Here is a 15,470-nt window from a genome sequence, read left to right on the forward strand (position 1 = left end):
CTATGTCACGGAAGAGTCGCATACCTGCCCCGGACGCGGGCGACACCTGGGTGCCGCGCCCCCGGCGCCGTGTGACCCCCCTCGGATTCCTGGGCCACACGGTCACCTTCCTCGGCAGCTGCACCCTCGGCGGGGTGCTGCTGGCCGGCCTGGTCCTCCCCGCGGCCGGCGCGGTCGGGCTGGGCGCGAAGAGCGGCGCCGAGAGCTTCGAGAGCATCCCCGACGACTTCAAGACCCCTCCGCTGACCCAGGCGACGCAGATCTACGACGCCAAGGGCGGCCTGATCGCCAAGGTCTACGAGCGCGACCGCACGGTCATCCCGGCCGAGCAGATGTCGCCGCTGATCCGTCAGGCACAGGTGGACATCGAGGACGCCCGGTTCTACGAGCACGGCGCCGTCGACCTCAAGGGCATCCTGCGGGCGGTCACCAAGAACGCCGAGAGCGGCGCGGCCGTGCAGGGCGCGTCGACGCTGACCCAGCAGTACGTGAAGAACGTGAACGTGGAGAAGGCGGGCGACGACCCGGTCGCGGTCCTGGAGGCGCAGCGCAAGACCCTGGGCCGCAAGATCCAGGAACTCCGGTACGCCATCAAGCTGGAGGAGGACCTGACCAAGGAGCAGATCCTCACCAACTACCTCAACATCACCTTCTACGGCCACCAGGCGTACGGCATCGAGGCCGCCTCCCAGCGGTACTTCAGCAAGGACGCCAAGGACCTCACCCTCCCCGAGGCGGCCATGCTCGCCGGGCTGGTGCAGAACCCCTCCCAGTACGACCCGAAGCTGCACCCGGTGGCCGCCCAGAAGCGCCGCGACACCGTCCTCGACAAGATGGTCGAGAACAAGCACATCACCGCGGACCAGGCCAAGGAGGCGAAGGCCGCCCCGCTCGGCCTGAAGTACAAGGACCCGCAGAACGGCTGCATCACCGCCCAGGCCGGCATGGGCTTCTTCTGCGACTACGTGCGCCACGTCGTCAAGCAGGACCCGGTGTTCGGCAAGAACGCCGCCGACCGCAAGAAGCTCTGGGACCAGGGCGGCCTGAACATCTACACCACGCTGGACCCGGACAAGCAGGCCGCCGCCCAGAACGCCGTCTCCCAGCAGGTGTACGTCACCGACCCGGTGTCGGCGGCGATCACGATGGTCGAGCCCGGCACCGGAAAGATCCTGGCGATGGCCCAGACCCGCCCCTACGGCCTCGCGAAGGAGAAGAACGAGACCGTCGTCAACTACAACGTGGACGCGGCGATGGGCGGCGGCATCGGCTTCCAGCCCGGCTCCAACTTCAAGCCGATCGTGGCCGCCGCCGCCCTGGAGGCCGGCCTGTCGCCCACCCAGCGGTACGACTCCCCGAACCGCATGGACTGGCCGACGATGAAGACCTGCGACGGCACCTGGAAGAACCTCAGCAAGGGCAAGAAGGAGGGCAGCATCCCCAACGAGAGCGCGCGCGAGGTCGGCCCGTACGAGCTCAAGGAGGCGATGGCGCTCTCGGTCAACACCTACTTCGTGCAGATGGAGCAGGAGATCGGCCTCTGCGCCGTCAAGCAGATGGCCAACAAGCTGGGCGTGGCGGGGAAGGCGAGCGGCGACCCGCTGCAGGAGGTGCCCGCCCTCGGCCTCGGCACGCAGGAGGTGAGCCCGCTGGTGATGGCCGATGTGTACGCCACCTTCGCCGCCCGCGGCAGCTACTGCGCGCCGCTGGCGATCAACCGGATCACCACCGTGGACGGCAAGGACGTTCCGGTCAGCCCGGCCAAGTGCTCCGACGTGATGTCGCAGAGCACCGCCGACGTGATCAACAGCGTGCTGCTCGGCGTGACGGAGAAGGGCACCGCCAAGGACCTCGGCCTGGAGGACGGCCGCCAGATCGCCGGCAAGACCGGGACCACGGACGAGAAGAAGTCCGCCTGGTTCACCGGCTACACCGGCAACCTGGCCGCCTCGGTCTGGCTGGGCAGCCCGGGCACCAAGGTGCCGATGAAGAACATCCGGATCGGCGGCCACTACCAGCAGGAGGTGTTCGGGGCGACCGGCCCCGGCCCGATCTGGCAGCAGGCGATGGAGGAGGCCGTCCGGACCATGCCGGAGAAGGACTTCCCGACCGTGTACATCCCGGACCCGCCCAAGCGCGACCCGGCCTGCAGCACGCCCAGCGGGTCCGCCACCCCGACCTGCACGTCCGGCGGGAAGCCGCGCTCCACCAACAGCCCGGTGGGCCGGGCGGGGCCGGCCACCCCGACCGCGCCGGCCGCCCCGCAGGACCCGGAGGACCACTGAACGACGGCGGCCGGTGATCGCCGCCGGCCGGTGGACCGAGGCGATGCGAACCCCGCAGCCCCGCATGAGTACCCGTACTCATGCGGGGCCGCGGTCCGACGGCGCACGATGGCGCCATGCCGCACAGCATCCTCGGAGTCCCCGCCGTGTTCTTGCCCTCGATCGGCTACCTGGCCGGGTGCCTGCCGATCGGGCTGGCCGCGGCCCGGGAACTGCGCACGGGCGGGAGCGCGACCGGCACGGCCGGCCGGTGGGCGGCCGCGGTCTGGACGATGCCCGGCTTCCCGCCGGCCCTGGTCCTCAACCCGCTGCCGGACGGCACCGCGGGCCGCTTCCTCTCCGCCACCGCCGCCGGTGCGGCGGGAAACGCGGTGCTGCTGGTCCTGTTCTCGCACGCCGCCGGACTGCGCTGAGGCGTCGTCCGGGCCAGACCGGGGGACCGGGCCTGACCGACCGGGCCGGGCCTGACGGACCGGACCGGCTCGACGGACTGCGCCGCGCCGCCGGAGGCGCCCCGGCGCCTACCGAGCCTCGACCGGCTCGCCGCTGTCCTGGTCCAGGTTGAAGACGCGCCGGTACGAGTCGGTGACCACGGTGATCTGGTCCCGCCCCGTCCAGCTGGCCTCCACCAGCCGGGCCTCGTCCGGGGCCCGGCCGATCTCGAGCAGCGACCAGCGCCGCGCCGACCAGCCCTCGCCGGACTCCAGCAGCACCTGCCAGCTGTCGCCCGTCCGCGCCGTGGCCGCGTAGGAGCGGTGCACCACGACCAGGGCCCGTTCGGGCCTCGCCGGGGCGGTCTCCCGACTGCGGGTCTCGGCCGCCGCGACCTTGTGCGCGGCCAGTACGCCGAGCAGGAACACCACCCCGGCGGTCACCGTCACGGTCCGGGTGGCCGTGCGCAGGGCGGTGCGGCGGTCGCCCAGCCAGGCGGCGGCGATCAGTGCGGCCAGGGCCGCGCCGAGTAACAGCTCGGGCCGGTTCAGCAGGTCGGCGACGAGCATCAGCCCGCCCGACCGGCTCTCCCACTGCCCCTCGGTGTACAGCAGCACGGCGGCCACCCCGCCCGCCACCAGCAGCCTGACCACGATCCGCCGGGCCTTCGGTGTCCGTTTCCTCATCGTCCCCCCGTCCGAGGTGTCACAGCTGCGCGAGCAGTTCGCGGCCCTCCGGCCAGTCACCCAGCCCCGATTCCGAGTTGAGGTGCCCGAACGCGCCCGGCTCGACGTACCGGGCACCCCACGCCCGCGCGAACCGCCGGGCCCGCTCGGGGGCGGCCCACGGGTCGTCGGAGCTGGCCACGACCACGCTCGGGAACGGGATCGGCGCCAGCGCCACCGGCCGGAAGCCCACCAGCTCCGGGACGTCCGCGGTGTCGATGTCGGCCGGAGCCACCAGCAGCGCCCCCCGCACGGCGGAGGTCCGTGCGGCCGGCGCGGTGGCCGCCCAGCGGGCCACCGCGATGCAGCCGAGGCTGTGGGCCACCAGCACCACCGCCCCGTCGGCGGCGGCCCCGGCCACCGCCGCGTCCACCCGGGCCACCCAGTCCTGCGGGTCGGGCCGGTCCCAGTCCGCCTGGACGACCCGCCGGAAGGACTCCGGCTCGGCGGCCTCCCAACGGCTCTGCCAGTGCTCCGGCCCGGAGTTCTGGTAGCCCGGCAGGACGAGGTAGGTGGTGCGGTCCGGCATGGGCTCCCCCGGGAGGCGGTCGGTCGGTGGCGGGCAGCAGGAGTCTAGGCCGCGCCCGGCCGTCCGCCGCAGCGGGGCGGTGACCCGGCGCACACGACCCATGCCCGGCGTGCCCCGCCGCTCACGCGCCGCAGCACGCCCGGTGCGCCCTGTTGCCAACGGAGTGCCCGTGCGGGAGTTTGGACCGGCGCCACGGTGGGTGGGGACATCCGAGGGGCGTGCCAGGTCGGTCGTTCGATCATGTGGAGGGATGTCGGCGATGACATCGAAGATCCTGCTCGTCACCGGGGACGCCGCCGAGTCGCTGGAGGTGTTCTACCCGTACCAGCGGCTGCGCGAGGAGGGCTACCAGGTCGACATCGCCGCCCCGACGAAGAAGCGCCTGCAGTTCGTCGTCCACGACTTCGTCGAGGGCTACGACACCTACACCGAGAAGCCCGGTTACACCTGGCCCGCCGACCTCGCCCTCGCCGACGTCGACCCGGCCGACTACGTGGCCCTGGTCATCCCCGGCGGCCGCGCCCCCGAGTACCTGCGCAACGACCCGGACCTGCAGCGGATCGTCCGGCACTTCTTCGAGGGGGACAAGCCGGTCGCGCAGATCTGCCACGGCCCGCTGATCACCGCGGCCGCCGGGGTGCTGTCCGGCCGCCGCAGCGCCGCCTACCCGGCGCTGGAGCCGGACGTGAGGGCGGCCGGCGCCGAGTACGTCGACGGTGAGGCGGTCGTCGACGGCGTGGTCGTCTCGGCGCGTGCCTGGCCCGACCACCCGGCCTGGCTGCGGGCCTTCGTCGAGGTGCTGCGCACCAAGGCGCCGCTGGCCTGACCCGCCCCCGGTCCGGCTGCGGCCCGACCGGCCCGCCCGCCCGGGCCCGCGCCCGGCCGCCGCGCCTCCGGAACCGACCGGGGCGCGGCGGCCGGGCGCGGGTGGTCGTGGCGCGGGTGGTCGTGGCGGGGGCGGTCGTGGCGCGGGTGGTCGTGGCGGGGGCGGTCGCGACGGGGGCCCGTGCGGCGGCGCCGGTGCGTACCCCTACGCTGACCGCCGACAGGAACCGCCGACCGCCACCAGGAGGACGCGCCATGGCAGAGCCGTTGATCGCCGCAGTCGGGGGCCGGGTGCCCGCCGTCGACCCGGGCGCCTTCGTCGCGCCGAACGCGGTCGTGGTGGGGGACGTGACGATCGGCGCGGGCGCCGGCGTCTGGTACGGCGCGGTGCTGCGCGGCGACGCGGAGTCCATCACCGTGGGCCGGGACAGCAACATCCAGGACAACTGCACCCTGCACGCCGATCCCGGGTTCCCGCTGGTGGTCGGCGAGCGGATCTCGGTCGGCCACAACGCGGTGCTGCACGGTTGCCTGGTCGAGGACGACGCCCTGGTCGGGATGAACGCCACCGTGCTCAACGGCGCCCGGATCGGCGCCGGGTCGCTGGTCGCGGCCGGTGCGGTGGTGCCGCAGGGCATGCAGGTGCCGCCGGGCTGCCTGGTCGCGGGCGTGCCGGCCAGGGTCCGCCGGGAGCTGACCGAGGACGAGAGGGCCGGCATCAAGTCCAACGGCCTGGGCTACCTGCTGCTGGCCGAGGCCCACCGGGAGATCGAGCCCCGGGGCGCCAAGGGCTGACGGCCGGGGCTCGCCAGTCCGGCGTCCACGCGCGAGACTGGGGTCATGTGCCGCAACATCAAGACGCTGCGACCGCCGGTGACGCCCGACGCCGACGAGGCCGACTTCCGGGCCGCCGCGCTGCAGTACGTCCGCAAGGTGTCCGGGTTCCGCGCCCCGGCGGCGCACAACCGCGAGGCCTTCGACCGGGCGGTGGACGCCGTCGCCGAGGCCACCGCCAGGCTGCTCGCCGAACTCGAGGTCCGGGGTGCACCCGCCCGGGCCGCCGAGGCCACCGCGTAGGACAGGCCCCAGCCGGGCGAGCGGCGGGCCGGCCCGCCGGGACCAGGAGATGGCGATGAACCCACCCGACCGTTACGCGCTGACCTTCCCCGGGACCCCGGGCACCCAGGCCCCGCAGGACGTCGTCGTGGTCACCCGTACCAGCGGGAAGGGCCCCGGCGGACACCCCGTGTACGAGGACGCCAGCGGCATCGTCCGCGCGGAGATCAGCGACGCGGGGGAGGTCCGGATGCTCGCCAGCGGCGGCCACCAGACGCCGCACCTGCCGGTGCACGCACAGCCGCTGCCCTGACGCGTCGACGCGGAGGTCCGCCGGCCGGATTTCGCCGAACCGCCCGGCGCGCGGTGGTGCCCGGGGCAGAATCGCCCCCATGACCACAGCGCGCTGGCAGGGCACCGTCGTCGCCGAGAGCGACCGGACGATCGTCGTCGAGGGCAACCACTACTTCCCGGCCGATTCGGTCCGAGGCGAGTTCCTGCGCCCGTCCGACACCACCACCGTGTGCGGCTGGAAGGGCACGGCCGGCTACTACACGCTGGAGGTGGACGGCCTGACCAACCCCGACGCGGCCTGGTTCTACGCGGATCCGAAGCCGGAGGCCGAGCAGGTGCGCGACCGGGTGGCCTTCTGGCGAGGGGTGGAGATCAGCGAGTAGCGCGTACCGGTGGGGCGGAGGGGGTACCCGACCCCCATGGCACTCTTCCGAAAGAACGGACGTTCGGAGCCCGAGCCGGCCGCCGCTCCCGCCGTCCCGGGGCCGGACGCCGTTCCCGAGGGCGCCCTGGCGGGCGAGCTCGCCGAACTGGTCGAGGGCGCCGAGCGGCCCCTCGGGGACTGGCAGGTCGCCGAGTACCGGGCCGAGCGCGGCCGCGCCCGTGCCCTGCTGGCCAGGACGGCGCGCCGGCTCGGGAGCGGCGGCAGGGCGGCGGCCAAGGGCGCAACGCTGGGCGGCCGGGCGCTCACCGAGCAGCTGGTGCAGACGGCGCCCCGGCTCCCGGTACGCGACCTCGCCACCCTGCGGGCCCAGCACCCCGATGCGGCCCACCCCGAGGCGCTCGCCGACCTGCTGGTGAGCGGTGCGGTCCGGGCCTCCAGCGCGCTCGGGGCGGGCGTGGGCGCGATGGCGATGCTGCCGGTGCCGCCCGCGATGGCGCTGGAGATCGCGGCCGAGACGCTCGCGGTGGCGGCCGTGGAGATCAAGCTGATCGCGGAGCTGCACGAGGTCTACGGCGCCCGGGCGCCGGGTTCCGGGGCGCAGCGCGCCGGGGCCTACCTGGGGGCCTGGGCCAACCGGCGGGGCGTGGACGCCGGGGTGCTGGCCCGGCCGGCCGGCTTCGCCGCCCTGGCGGTCGGTGCGGAGGTCCGCCAGCAGGTCAGCCGCCGGCTGACCCGCAGCTCGTTGCGCCGGCTGCCGTCGGTGACCCCGCTGCTGGTGGGGGCCGGGATCGGCGCCACCATGAACCGGCGCGACACCCGCCGACTGGCCGACGAGGTCCGCGCGGACCTGCGCGCGCGCCGCCCGGTGGAGCGCGGCTACTGGGCCGCCGCGGCGCCGGTGGTCAAGGGCGAGGCGGTCGACGGGGGCTGACGGCCACGGCGTCGACGGCTCGGACGGACGGGCCGGCGGGGCCGGTGAGGCGGGAGCCGGGGGAGCGGCGGGCCCCGGGGCGGAGGCCGGCCCACGCCCGGGCCGGAGAGGGGGCGTGGGCCGGAGAGGGGCCGGGCTCAGGTCCCCGGTGGTCCCGGGGCGCCCGCGCCGCGGCCGGCCTTGACGGCGTTGACCATGGCCTGGTGGATCGCCCGGGCGGTGATCTCGTCGGCGGCCGCCACCGGGCTTCCCGCCACCGTGTACCAGTCCAGTGCGCCGGTGTACTGCACGGTCAGCCGGGCCTCGCCGTCCACCCAGGTGGTGTGCACGGTGAGGTCGCCGGAGATCGGGCCGACCTCGGCGGTGGTGACCCCGCCGGGCCCGCTGATGATCGACTGGGTGGTCCAGGTCGCCCACGTGGTGTGCGGGTCGACGGGCGGTCGGGTCTGCCCGCTGGTTTGATCGTGTTCGGTCATGCGCTTATCCTCCCCCGCCGGTGGGTCGCCGCCGGGGCAGCGACACCTGCGGTCACGAAGGCCGCCCGGTCCCGCCGGGCGGCCGCTGCTCACGGATGTTCAGCCGTCCACGCCCCACTCGTCCGGAGTGGGCTCGCCCTCCGCCTGGGAGGTCTCCTGCGCGTGCAGGTTCTGCATCGAGGTGACGCCCTCCTCGGGATCCGCGGCGCGGACGTCCTCGTCGCGGTCGGTGCTCACCTCGAACCGTTCGCTCATGTCGGTCATCGCGGGCTCCGTCCGATCGGCCGGCCCGGGCGCGCCTGACCGCAGGCGTGACCCGGCCGGGTCTGTCCCTCCCCTCCAGCGTGCCTCCACCCCGCCGCCGGGGCCAGCCGGGTGACCGGTCCGCGGCCCGGCGGGGGCGCCGTCCGGTCGGACTCGGCGGCCCGGCGGAGCGCCGACCGTCGGTGCGGTGCCCGGCCGTGCGGTGCCCCGCCGTCCGCCGCGAGCGTCACCAGGTGACGGGCAGGGACCGCATCCCGTAGATGAGCGCCTCGGAGCGGAACTCCAGCTCCTCCCGCGGGGCCGACAGCCGCAGGCCGGGCAGCCGGCGGAAGAGCGTGGCCAGGGCGATCTGGAGCTCCGCGCGGGCCAGCGGCTGTCCGAGGCACTGGTGCACGCCGAAGCCGAAGGCCATGTGCCGCCTGGCGTCCCGGTCCAGGTCGAGCTCGTGGACCGGTCGTCGGTCGGCGCCGCCGAAGAGCTCCTCGTCCTGGTTGGCGGTGGAGAGCAGCGCGATCACGCCCTCCCCGGCCCGGATCAGGGTGCCGCCGAGCTCGACGTCCTCCAGCGCCACCCGGGGCAGTCCGCTGTCCACGATGGTGAGGTGGCGCAGCAGCTCCTCCACCGCGCCGGGCAGTGCGGCGGGATCGGCGAGCCGGGGGATCTGGTCGGGCTGTTCGAGCAGCAGGGCGGTGGACAGCGCGATCATGTTCGCGGTCGTCTCGTGCCCCGCGATCAGCAGCAGCAGGCCGGTGGCGGCGACCTCGCGCGGGGTGAGGTCGTCCCGGACGGCGAGCCGGCTGAGGATGTCCTCGCCCGGCTCCTCCCGCTTGCGGGAGGTGAGGTCGCCGAGGTAGTCCAGCAGCTCGTCCTGGGCGGCGGAGACCTCCTCGACCGTGCTGTGCTTGCTGAGCAGCGTCCGGCTGAGGCCCTGGAAGCGGTCCCGGTCCTGGTACGGGACGCCCAGCAGCAGGCAGATCACCAGCGAGGGGACGGGCAGGGCGAAGTCGGCGACGAGGTCGGCCCCGTCCCTGCCCCCGGTCATCCGGTCGAGCGCCTCGTCGACGATCCGCTGGATGTCGGGGCGCATCGCCTCGACCCGCTTGACCAGGAAGTCGCCGGTGACCATCCGGCGCTGCCGGGCGTGCTCGGGGTCGTCGAGCCGCAGGAAGCTGGGGGGACTGGCGAGGATCAGCTCCCGGCGGCCGGCCACCAGCATCGGGAAGGCCGGGTGGCGGATGTCCGCGCTGAACCGGCGGTCGGACAGCACGGTGCGGACCTCGGCGTAGCCGGTGGCGAGCCAGCAGGACTCGCCGCCCGGCAGGTCGGCGCGGGTGACGGCCGCGGTCGCGGCGGCCTCGGTGTAGGCGGGCGGCGGGCTGAACGGGCAGCCGGTGTCGCGCGGGGCCGGCATCGGCACGGCCCGGGTGGTGGGTGTGCTCGTCAAGGTGGGGTCTCCTTGCGTCGCGTGTCCTCGGTGGGGGAATCGGTGTCGGGAGTGATGTCGTGGTCCGGCGGCGGTCCTGGGCGCCGGCGGGCCGGCGCCCGCGGTCAGCCCGCGTCCGCGGCCGGCTGCGGCTCGGCCTCCGCCGCGTGGTCGGACCCGGTCCCCGGCGCGGGCTCGACGACGCTGATCGCGCCGCCGGGGCAGAGCTGGGCTGCGAGTCTCAGCACCGCGAACTGCTCGGGCCGGAACTCGGTCTGACGGAGCCTCACCAGGCCGTCCCGGTCGTCCTGGTCGAAGATCTCGGGGGCGTTCATGACGCACATGCCGGAGCTGCAGCAGCGGTCCCGGTCGACGCTCACCTGCATGGGTGGGCACCTCTCGCCAGGGCGGCGCCGGGCGTCCGGCGGCCGCCTCTCGTTGTCATTGCCAACCTAACTGCCAGTCCTGCGTCCACGGAGGGTGCGGTGCCGGGATCGTCCAGATTGGCCGATTCGGTACGGGTTCGGAACTCGACCGCGGTACCGGAGGTTTGAATTGACGTTACTCCGTCAACGTACGGTTCACAGCCCCTCGGCGGCCGCGATTTCCCGGACGGCGGCGAGGGTGTCGGCCTCGGCCGCGGTCTTGTCCGGCCGGTAGCGCACCACCCGGGCGAACCGCAGGGCCAGCCCGGCCGGGTAGCGGGGGCTGCGCTGGACGCCGTCGAAGGCGATCTCCACGACCAGTTCCGGTCGGACCCGAACCGTCCAGTCGTCCCGGTCCGTCTCGCGGGCCAGGAGTTCGGCGGTCTGCCAGGCGAGCACCTCGTCGGTGAGCCCCTTGAAGGTCTTGCCGAGCATCACCCAGGGGGCGGCCCCGGGTTCGTCCGCCGCCCGGGCGCCCAGGTGCAGGTTGCTGAGGAACCCGCGCCGCCGCCCGCTGCCCCACTCGGCGGCCAGCACCACCAGGTCCAGGGTGTGCCGGGGCTTCACCTTGATCCATCCTGCCCCGCGGCGCCCGGCGGCGTAGCCGGCCGCCTGGTCCTTGACCAGCACGCCCTCGTGGCCGAGCGCCAGGGTGTCGCGGAAGAACGCCAGGGCCCGCTCGGTGTCGCCGGTCTCCGTCCTGGCCACCCGCAGGCCGTCCGGGACCGCCTCGGCGAGCGCCGCCCAGCGCTCCCGGCCCGGTCGGTCCACCAGGTCCTCGCCGTCCCGGTGCAGCAGGTCGAAGAAGTAGGCGTGGAGCGGGACCTCGGCCCGCAGCCGGTCCGGATCCCGGCGGGACGCGGTGCGCGCGGCGGTCTCCTGGAACGGGCGCGGCCGTCCGTCGGGCCCGAGCGCGATCGCCTCGCCGTCCAGCACCGCGGAGCGCAGCGGCAGGGCGAGCGCGGCCTCGACCACCTCGGGGACGCGCGCGGTGATGTCGTCCAGGCCGCGGGTGAACACCGCGACCTCCCCGCCGTCCCGGTGCACCTGGATCCGGACGCCGTCCAGCTTCCACTCCAGGGCGGCCGGCCCGGTGCGCTCCAGGGCCGAGACCACGTCCGGCGCGGAGGCGGCGAGCATCGGCCGCACGGCCCGGCCGACCTCCAGCCGGAACGCCGCCAGCGCGGGCACCCCGCCGCTCAGCGCGGCCTCGGCCACCGCGCGGGCCGAGCCGCGGAACATCAGCGCCCGCCGCACCTCCGCCGCCGGCACCCCGGCGGCCAGTGCGACGGCGTCGCCGACCACCGCGTCCAGCGCGCCCTGGCGCAGGTCGCCGACCAGCACCGCGCGCAGGAACGCCTGCTCGACCTCCGTCGCCCGCGCGAAGAGCCCGGTGAGCAGCCGCCGCCGCTCGGCCTGCGCGCCCGTCCCGTGCACCGCGGCGATCCGCTCCAGCTCCCGTTCGGTCTCCCGCACGCCGAGGGAGGCCCCGGCGGCGGGCGATGGCAGGTCGCGCAGGCCGGCCGGGCCGATCCCGGTGCGCAGCCGCTGCGACTCGCCCGAGAGCAGAGCCACCGCCGACGGGGCCTCGGCCGGGCCCAGCTCGCGCAGGCAGTCCGCGAGCAGCGTGGTCTTGGCCCGCCGTCCGGGTTCGGCCGCCACGGCGCGGGAGGTGAGGGCCAGGTGCCGCAGCCGCATGAGGCGCTCCTCGGGTCGTCCCGGTGCGGCCGCCGACGGATCCGGGCGGCCTGGTCCAGGATCGGCGACCGCGGCGGGCCCCGCACGGCGGCGCGCATCCGGTACACCGCCGGAGTGGAGTACGCGGACGGTCGGTCCTGTCCGCGGCGGAGATCGGCGCGGGGCCGACGGGCCGTCATGCTGGCGCCACACGCGGCCCGGCGATCCCGGGCCCGCCCGACCGAGGAGCCCGAGTTGACCACCACCACCCGCTGGACCGTCGGCGCGCCGGAAGCCGCCGACTACCCCGCCTGGCGCGAACTCTTCCGCGGCTACTGCGCGTTCTACCGGGTGCCGATGCCGGAGCAGAAGGCCGAACTGGTCTGGTCCTGGCTCACCGACCCGGAGCACGAGCTGTCGGGCCTGCTGGTCCGCGACGCCGGGGGGACGCCGGTCGGCCTGGCCCACTACCGCCCGTTCTCGCGCCCCCTGCACGGCGCCGTCGGCGGTTTCCTGGACGACCTGTTCGTCGCCCCCGGGGTGCGCGGCGGCGGTGCGGTGGACGAGCTGCTGGCGCGCCTGCGGGAGATCGCCGCCGAGCGCGGCTGGACCACCGTCCGCTGGATCACCGCGGACGACAACCACCGGGCCCGCAGCAAGTACGACCAGGTGGCCACCCGGACGATGTTCGTGACCTACGACATGGCCCCCGACCAGCCCTGATCCGCCGGCCCCACCGGCCGCCGGTCCACCGCGGCGGCGTGTCACCGCGGCGGCGTGTCACCGGGCGCCCGCGCCGCCGCGGACCGCGGCGGGACCGGGCCCGTGACGACTCCGCCGGACATTCGTTCGGACTTTCTGTTATCCGCGCGCCGCCGGAGGGTCTCCCAGGTGTCGGCACCCGACGGCCGACCCGGACAGAAAGCGTGGCCACGTGAACAGCGACGACAGGACGACCATCCTCCCGGCGAACGGCGCCGAGGGGGGCGTGCGGGGCGGAGCGCCCGGACGCTCCGCCCGCCGGGCCGCCCAGCGGCACGCGGAACACCACGGAGGCCGGAGCCGAAGGGGCCGGAGGCGCGGCCCGCTCGGACCGGTCACCGCGGTCGTCGCCGCGGTGGCGGGCACCGGGCTGCTCGCCGCCATCGCCGGGGCCGGCTACGCGGCGTACGGCGGCAAGCAGACCGACCGCGACCAGGCGGGCCAGGAGGCGGTGGCGGCCGCGCTGATCGCCGCGGAGGCCGGCACGCACGACGGCATCCAGGTGCCGGGCGCCGGGGGAGCCGACTTCGGCGCGTCCGGGGCCCCGGTCAACATGTCCGCCACCGAGCCGGCGCCGACCCCGACCGGCTCCACCGCCCCGGCCTCCCCGACCGCGACCGCCACGCCCTCGCCCACCGCCACCGCGACCGCCACCACGAGCCCGACCGCCACCACGAAGCCGAGCCCGACCGCCACCGCCAAGTCCACCGGCACCCCGACCGGCACGCCGCGCAGCGGCGGGTCCGCCGCCGCGAGCACCGCCGCGCCCGCTCCGGTGGGCGGCGGCGCCTCCCCCTCGTACGCCCAGCAGGTCGTCGACCTGGTCAACGCCGAACGCGCCAAGGCCGGTTGCGGCCCGGTCACCGCCGAGTCCCGGCTGGCCAGCGCCGCCCAGTCGCACAGCGACGACATGGCGAACCGCAACTACTTCGACCACGCCAGCCCCGAGGGGTACCACGCCGACCACCGGATCGAGGCGGTCGGCTACCGCTGGAGCACCTGGGGCGAGAACATCGCCCGCGGCCAGCAGGACCCGGCCGCGGTGATGGACGCCTGGATGAACAGCCCGGGCCACCGCGCGAACATCCTGAACTGCGCGTTCAAGCAGCTCGGGGTGGGCGTGCGGACCGGGTCCGGCGGTCCGTGGTGGACCCAGGTCTTCGCCGCCCCGGCCTGATCGGCCCCCTTGGTCCAGCCTCCGGTCCAGCCCATTGGTCCAGGCCGATTTTCCGATTCCGCGAACATTGTTGTTATCTGATCACTCCCCACGGGTCTCCGAGGAGGCATCGGCGGACGGAACACGGCAAGACGGAGTGCGGACCATGAACGCTGACGTGCAGAACAGGACCGGGACCACCCTGGTACGCGCGGCCCAGGCGGGCGACCGGCAGGCGCAGGAGGCGCTGGTCGCCGCCTGGCTGCCGCTCGTCTACAACGTGGCCGGCCGCGCCCTCGGCGGCCACGCCGACGTCGACGACGTCGCCCAGGAGACGATGATCCGCGCCCTGGACGGCCTCGACGGGCTGCGCGACCCGGACTGCTTCCGGTCCTGGTTGGTCGCCATCACCATGAACCAGGTCCGCCGGCGCCACGCCGCCGGGCAGCAGCAGCCCACCGTCGGCGGCCTCGACGAGACCTGGGAGGTCCCGGACCCGCGGGCCGACTTCACCGACCTCACCATCCTGCGCCTCGGCCTCTCCGGCCAGCGCCGGGAGGTCGCCGAGGCCACCCGCTGGCTCGACCCCGACGACCGCGAACTGCTCTCCCTCTGGTGGCTGGAGGCCAGCGGCGAGCTCACCCGCGCCGAGCTCGCCGAATCCCTCGACCTGAGCCCGCAGCACACCGCCGTCCGGGTCCAGCGGATGAAGAAGCAGCTCGAAGCCGGCCGGGTCGTCGTCCGCGCCCTCGGCGCCTACCCCCGATGCCCCGAACTCGCCGAGGTCACCGTCGGGTTCGACGGCACCCCGAACTCCGTGTGGCGCAAGCGCATCGCCCGCCACATCCGCAGCTGCGTCACCTGCGACCGGCTCGGCCGCGACCTCTTCCCCGCCGAAGGACTGCTGGCCGGCCTCGCCCTCGTCCCGATCCCGTTCGACTCGCCCGCACTGCTGCACTTCCAGCACACCGCCGCCACCGTCGCCGGCGCCCAGGGCTCCGCCGCCGGCCACGGCGCCGCGGGCGCCCACGGCGGCTGGGCCGGGACGGCCGCCCGCAAGGCCGTCCTGGCGAGCGGGGCGGTCGCGGTGGTGGCCGTCACCACCCTCGCCCTGGTTTGGTCGCGCCCCGCCGAGACCCCGGTCGAGGCGGCTCCCGAGCCCACCACCCCGGCCGCCGCCCTCGACACCCCGGTGGTGGACACCCCGACGGCCACCGCCACCCCGGTCGCCGCCCCGGTCACCCTCGCCGCCACCCCGGCGCCCGCGCCGACGCCCACCGACACTCCCGCCGGCACGCCCACGCCCAGCGCGACGCCCACCGCCACCCGGTCGGTCGCGGCCCCGCCGCCCAGCCCGGAGCGGCAGCTCGTCGACCTGGTCAACGCCGAGCGCGCCAAGGTCGGCTGCGCCCCGCTGCGGATCGACACCCGGCTGCACGCCGCCGCCCAGAAGCACGCCGAGGACATGGTCGCGCGCGGGTTCTTCGACCACGTCAACCCCGACGGGGTCCGCACCGACGCCAGGATCACCGCGGCCGGCTACCGCTGGTCCCAGTGGGGCGAGAACCTCGACCGGGGGCCGACCGCGCCCGCCGTGGTGTTCACGCGCTGGATGGACGGCGGCATCCACCAGTCCAACATGCTGGACTGCGGCTTCAAGGACGTCGGCGTCGGCGTGGCCACCGGCCCGGCCGGCGGCTACTGGACCCAGGACCTGGGCGCGCCGCTGAGCTGACGCCCCGACCGGCCGGGCCGGGGCGGGCCCGGTCGGGCCCGCCGTGGTCGGAAAGCCCCTGGCCGGAGTCGCTGTGGTCGGAGGGGTCGC

The 15,470-nt window shown here is 75.2% G+C and carries 18 protein-coding genes; 11 read left to right on the plus strand and 7 right to left on the minus strand.

The genetic code is table 11. The features are described from left to right. The first annotated feature begins 2 nt into the window (after nt 1-2). Nucleotides 3-2,285, plus strand: a complete 2,283-nt coding sequence (locus tag ACFYUY_RS25990; RefSeq protein ID WP_387904116.1) for a transglycosylase domain-containing protein — start codon at nt 3-5, stop codon at nt 2,283-2,285. Nucleotides 2,286-2,401: 116 nt separating this feature from the next. Next, nucleotides 2,402-2,698: a hypothetical protein gene (locus ACFYUY_RS25995; protein WP_387904118.1), complete on the plus strand. Its 297-nt coding sequence runs from the start codon at nt 2,402-2,404 to the stop codon at nt 2,696-2,698. A gap of 108 nt (nt 2,699-2,806) precedes the next feature. On the opposite strand, the gene ACFYUY_RS26000 is transcribed toward ACFYUY_RS25995, so the two are convergent. Beyond that, nucleotides 2,807-3,403 carry a hypothetical protein gene (locus tag ACFYUY_RS26000; RefSeq protein WP_387904120.1) on the minus strand — a complete coding sequence of 199 codons (597 nt, stop codon included), beginning with the start codon at nt 3,401-3,403 and terminating at the stop codon, nt 2,807-2,809. A gap of 19 nt (nt 3,404-3,422) precedes the next feature. Continuing rightward, nucleotides 3,423-3,971: an RBBP9/YdeN family alpha/beta hydrolase gene (locus ACFYUY_RS26005; RefSeq protein WP_387904122.1), complete on the minus strand. Its 549-nt coding sequence runs from the start codon at nt 3,969-3,971 to the stop codon at nt 3,423-3,425. 259 nt (nt 3,972-4,230) lie between these two features. On the opposite strand from ACFYUY_RS26005, the gene ACFYUY_RS26010 reads away from it, so the two are divergent. The 6 genes from ACFYUY_RS26010 (at nt 4,231) to ACFYUY_RS26035 (ending at nt 7,462) form a co-directional block, all read left to right on the plus strand. Further along, nucleotides 4,231-4,797 carry a DJ-1/PfpI family protein gene (locus ACFYUY_RS26010; protein ID WP_387904125.1) on the plus strand — a complete coding sequence of 189 codons (567 nt, stop codon included), beginning with the start codon at nt 4,231-4,233 and terminating at the stop codon, nt 4,795-4,797. A gap of 254 nt (nt 4,798-5,051) precedes the next feature. Beyond that, the gene (locus tag ACFYUY_RS26015) at nt 5,052-5,591 is read left to right on the plus strand and encodes a gamma carbonic anhydrase family protein (protein ID WP_387904127.1); all 540 of its coding nucleotides are present in this window, start codon (nt 5,052-5,054) and stop codon (nt 5,589-5,591) included. A gap of 45 nt (nt 5,592-5,636) precedes the next feature. Continuing rightward, nucleotides 5,637-5,873, plus strand: a complete 237-nt coding sequence (locus ACFYUY_RS26020) for a DUF2277 domain-containing protein (RefSeq protein ID WP_360213637.1) — start codon at nt 5,637-5,639, stop codon at nt 5,871-5,873. A gap of 55 nt (nt 5,874-5,928) precedes the next feature. Then, nucleotides 5,929-6,165: a DUF6296 family protein gene (locus ACFYUY_RS26025; protein WP_360213639.1), complete on the plus strand. Its 237-nt coding sequence runs from the start codon at nt 5,929-5,931 to the stop codon at nt 6,163-6,165. Nucleotides 6,166-6,244: 79 nt separating this feature from the next. Then, entirely contained in the window at nt 6,245-6,529 is a 285-nt protein-coding gene (locus tag ACFYUY_RS26030) for a DUF427 domain-containing protein (protein WP_360213641.1), read from the plus strand. 36 nt (nt 6,530-6,565) lie between these two features. Further along, nucleotides 6,566-7,462, plus strand: coding sequence for a hypothetical protein (locus ACFYUY_RS26035; protein ID WP_360213643.1), 897 nt, complete (start codon nt 6,566-6,568; stop codon nt 7,460-7,462). A 137-nt stretch (nt 7,463-7,599) separates the two neighbouring features. Here the strand turns inward: ACFYUY_RS26035 and ACFYUY_RS26040 are convergent, their stop codons facing one another. From ACFYUY_RS26040 to ACFYUY_RS26060, 5 genes are all read right to left on the minus strand, one after another. Further along, complete coding sequence (locus ACFYUY_RS26040; RefSeq protein ID WP_360213645.1) at nt 7,600-7,938, minus strand: hypothetical protein; 339 nt, start codon at nt 7,936-7,938, stop codon at nt 7,600-7,602. Nucleotides 7,939-8,037: 99 nt separating this feature from the next. After that, complete coding sequence (locus ACFYUY_RS26045) at nt 8,038-8,202, minus strand: hypothetical protein (protein ID WP_360213647.1); 165 nt, start codon at nt 8,200-8,202, stop codon at nt 8,038-8,040. Nucleotides 8,203-8,428: 226 nt separating this feature from the next. Beyond that, entirely contained in the window at nt 8,429-9,646 is a 1,218-nt protein-coding gene (locus ACFYUY_RS26050; protein ID WP_387904132.1) for a cytochrome P450, read from the minus strand. A gap of 104 nt (nt 9,647-9,750) precedes the next feature. Further along, nucleotides 9,751-10,011 carry a ferredoxin gene (locus ACFYUY_RS26055; RefSeq protein WP_387904135.1) on the minus strand — a complete coding sequence of 87 codons (261 nt, stop codon included), beginning with the start codon at nt 10,009-10,011 and terminating at the stop codon, nt 9,751-9,753. Nucleotides 10,012-10,206: 195 nt separating this feature from the next. Continuing rightward, nucleotides 10,207-11,748: an ATP-dependent DNA ligase gene (locus ACFYUY_RS26060; RefSeq protein ID WP_387904137.1), complete on the minus strand. Its 1,542-nt coding sequence runs from the start codon at nt 11,746-11,748 to the stop codon at nt 10,207-10,209. A gap of 234 nt (nt 11,749-11,982) precedes the next feature. Between ACFYUY_RS26060 and ACFYUY_RS26065 the strand changes: the two genes are divergently transcribed. The 3 genes from ACFYUY_RS26065 (at nt 11,983) to ACFYUY_RS26075 (ending at nt 15,380) form a co-directional block, all read left to right on the plus strand. Further along, nucleotides 11,983-12,450: a GNAT family N-acetyltransferase gene (locus ACFYUY_RS26065; RefSeq protein WP_387904140.1), complete on the plus strand. Its 468-nt coding sequence runs from the start codon at nt 11,983-11,985 to the stop codon at nt 12,448-12,450. Nucleotides 12,451-12,661: 211 nt separating this feature from the next. Continuing rightward, nucleotides 12,662-13,666 (plus strand): CAP domain-containing protein, encoded by a 1,005-nt coding sequence (locus ACFYUY_RS26070; protein WP_387904143.1) that lies wholly within the window; start codon nt 12,662-12,664, stop codon nt 13,664-13,666. A 145-nt stretch (nt 13,667-13,811) separates the two neighbouring features. Beyond that, nucleotides 13,812-15,380, plus strand: a complete 1,569-nt coding sequence (locus ACFYUY_RS26075; RefSeq protein ID WP_360213657.1) for a sigma-70 family RNA polymerase sigma factor — start codon at nt 13,812-13,814, stop codon at nt 15,378-15,380. The last annotated feature ends 90 nt before the right edge of the window (nt 15,381-15,470 follow it).

This window comes from Kitasatospora sp. NPDC004745 (assembly GCF_042873275.1).
Taxonomy (GTDB): Bacteria; Actinomycetota; Actinomycetes; order Streptomycetales; family Streptomycetaceae; genus Kitasatospora.

Coding starts and splice junctions, on each gene's coding strand:
- ACFYUY_RS26025 (WP_360213639.1), top strand. CDS start 5,929: ATGAACCCACCCGACCGTTACGCGCTGACCTTCCCCGGGACCCCGGGC.
- ACFYUY_RS26075 (WP_360213657.1), top strand. CDS start 13,812: ATGAACGCTGACGTGCAGAACAGGACCGGGACCACCCTGGTACGCGCG.
- ACFYUY_RS26055 (WP_387904135.1), bottom strand. CDS start 10,011: ATGCAGGTGAGCGTCGACCGGGACCGCTGCTGCAGCTCCGGCATGTGC.
- ACFYUY_RS26010 (WP_387904125.1), top strand. CDS start 4,231: ATGACATCGAAGATCCTGCTCGTCACCGGGGACGCCGCCGAGTCGCTG.
- ACFYUY_RS26040 (WP_360213645.1), bottom strand. CDS start 7,938: ATGACCGAACACGATCAAACCAGCGGGCAGACCCGACCGCCCGTCGAC.
- ACFYUY_RS25995 (WP_387904118.1), top strand. CDS start 2,402: ATGCCGCACAGCATCCTCGGAGTCCCCGCCGTGTTCTTGCCCTCGATC.
- ACFYUY_RS26045 (WP_360213647.1), bottom strand. CDS start 8,202: ATGACCGACATGAGCGAACGGTTCGAGGTGAGCACCGACCGCGACGAG.
- ACFYUY_RS26015 (WP_387904127.1), top strand. CDS start 5,052: ATGGCAGAGCCGTTGATCGCCGCAGTCGGGGGCCGGGTGCCCGCCGTC.
- ACFYUY_RS26005 (WP_387904122.1), bottom strand. CDS start 3,971: ATGCCGGACCGCACCACCTACCTCGTCCTGCCGGGCTACCAGAACTCC.
- ACFYUY_RS26020 (WP_360213637.1), top strand. CDS start 5,637: ATGTGCCGCAACATCAAGACGCTGCGACCGCCGGTGACGCCCGACGCC.
- ACFYUY_RS26030 (WP_360213641.1), top strand. CDS start 6,245: ATGACCACAGCGCGCTGGCAGGGCACCGTCGTCGCCGAGAGCGACCGG.
- ACFYUY_RS26000 (WP_387904120.1), bottom strand. CDS start 3,403: ATGAGGAAACGGACACCGAAGGCCCGGCGGATCGTGGTCAGGCTGCTG.
- ACFYUY_RS25990 (WP_387904116.1), top strand. CDS start 3: ATGTCACGGAAGAGTCGCATACCTGCCCCGGACGCGGGCGACACCTGG.
- ACFYUY_RS26060 (WP_387904137.1), bottom strand. CDS start 11,748: ATGCGGCTGCGGCACCTGGCCCTCACCTCCCGCGCCGTGGCGGCCGAA.
- ACFYUY_RS26035 (WP_360213643.1), top strand. CDS start 6,566: ATGGCACTCTTCCGAAAGAACGGACGTTCGGAGCCCGAGCCGGCCGCC.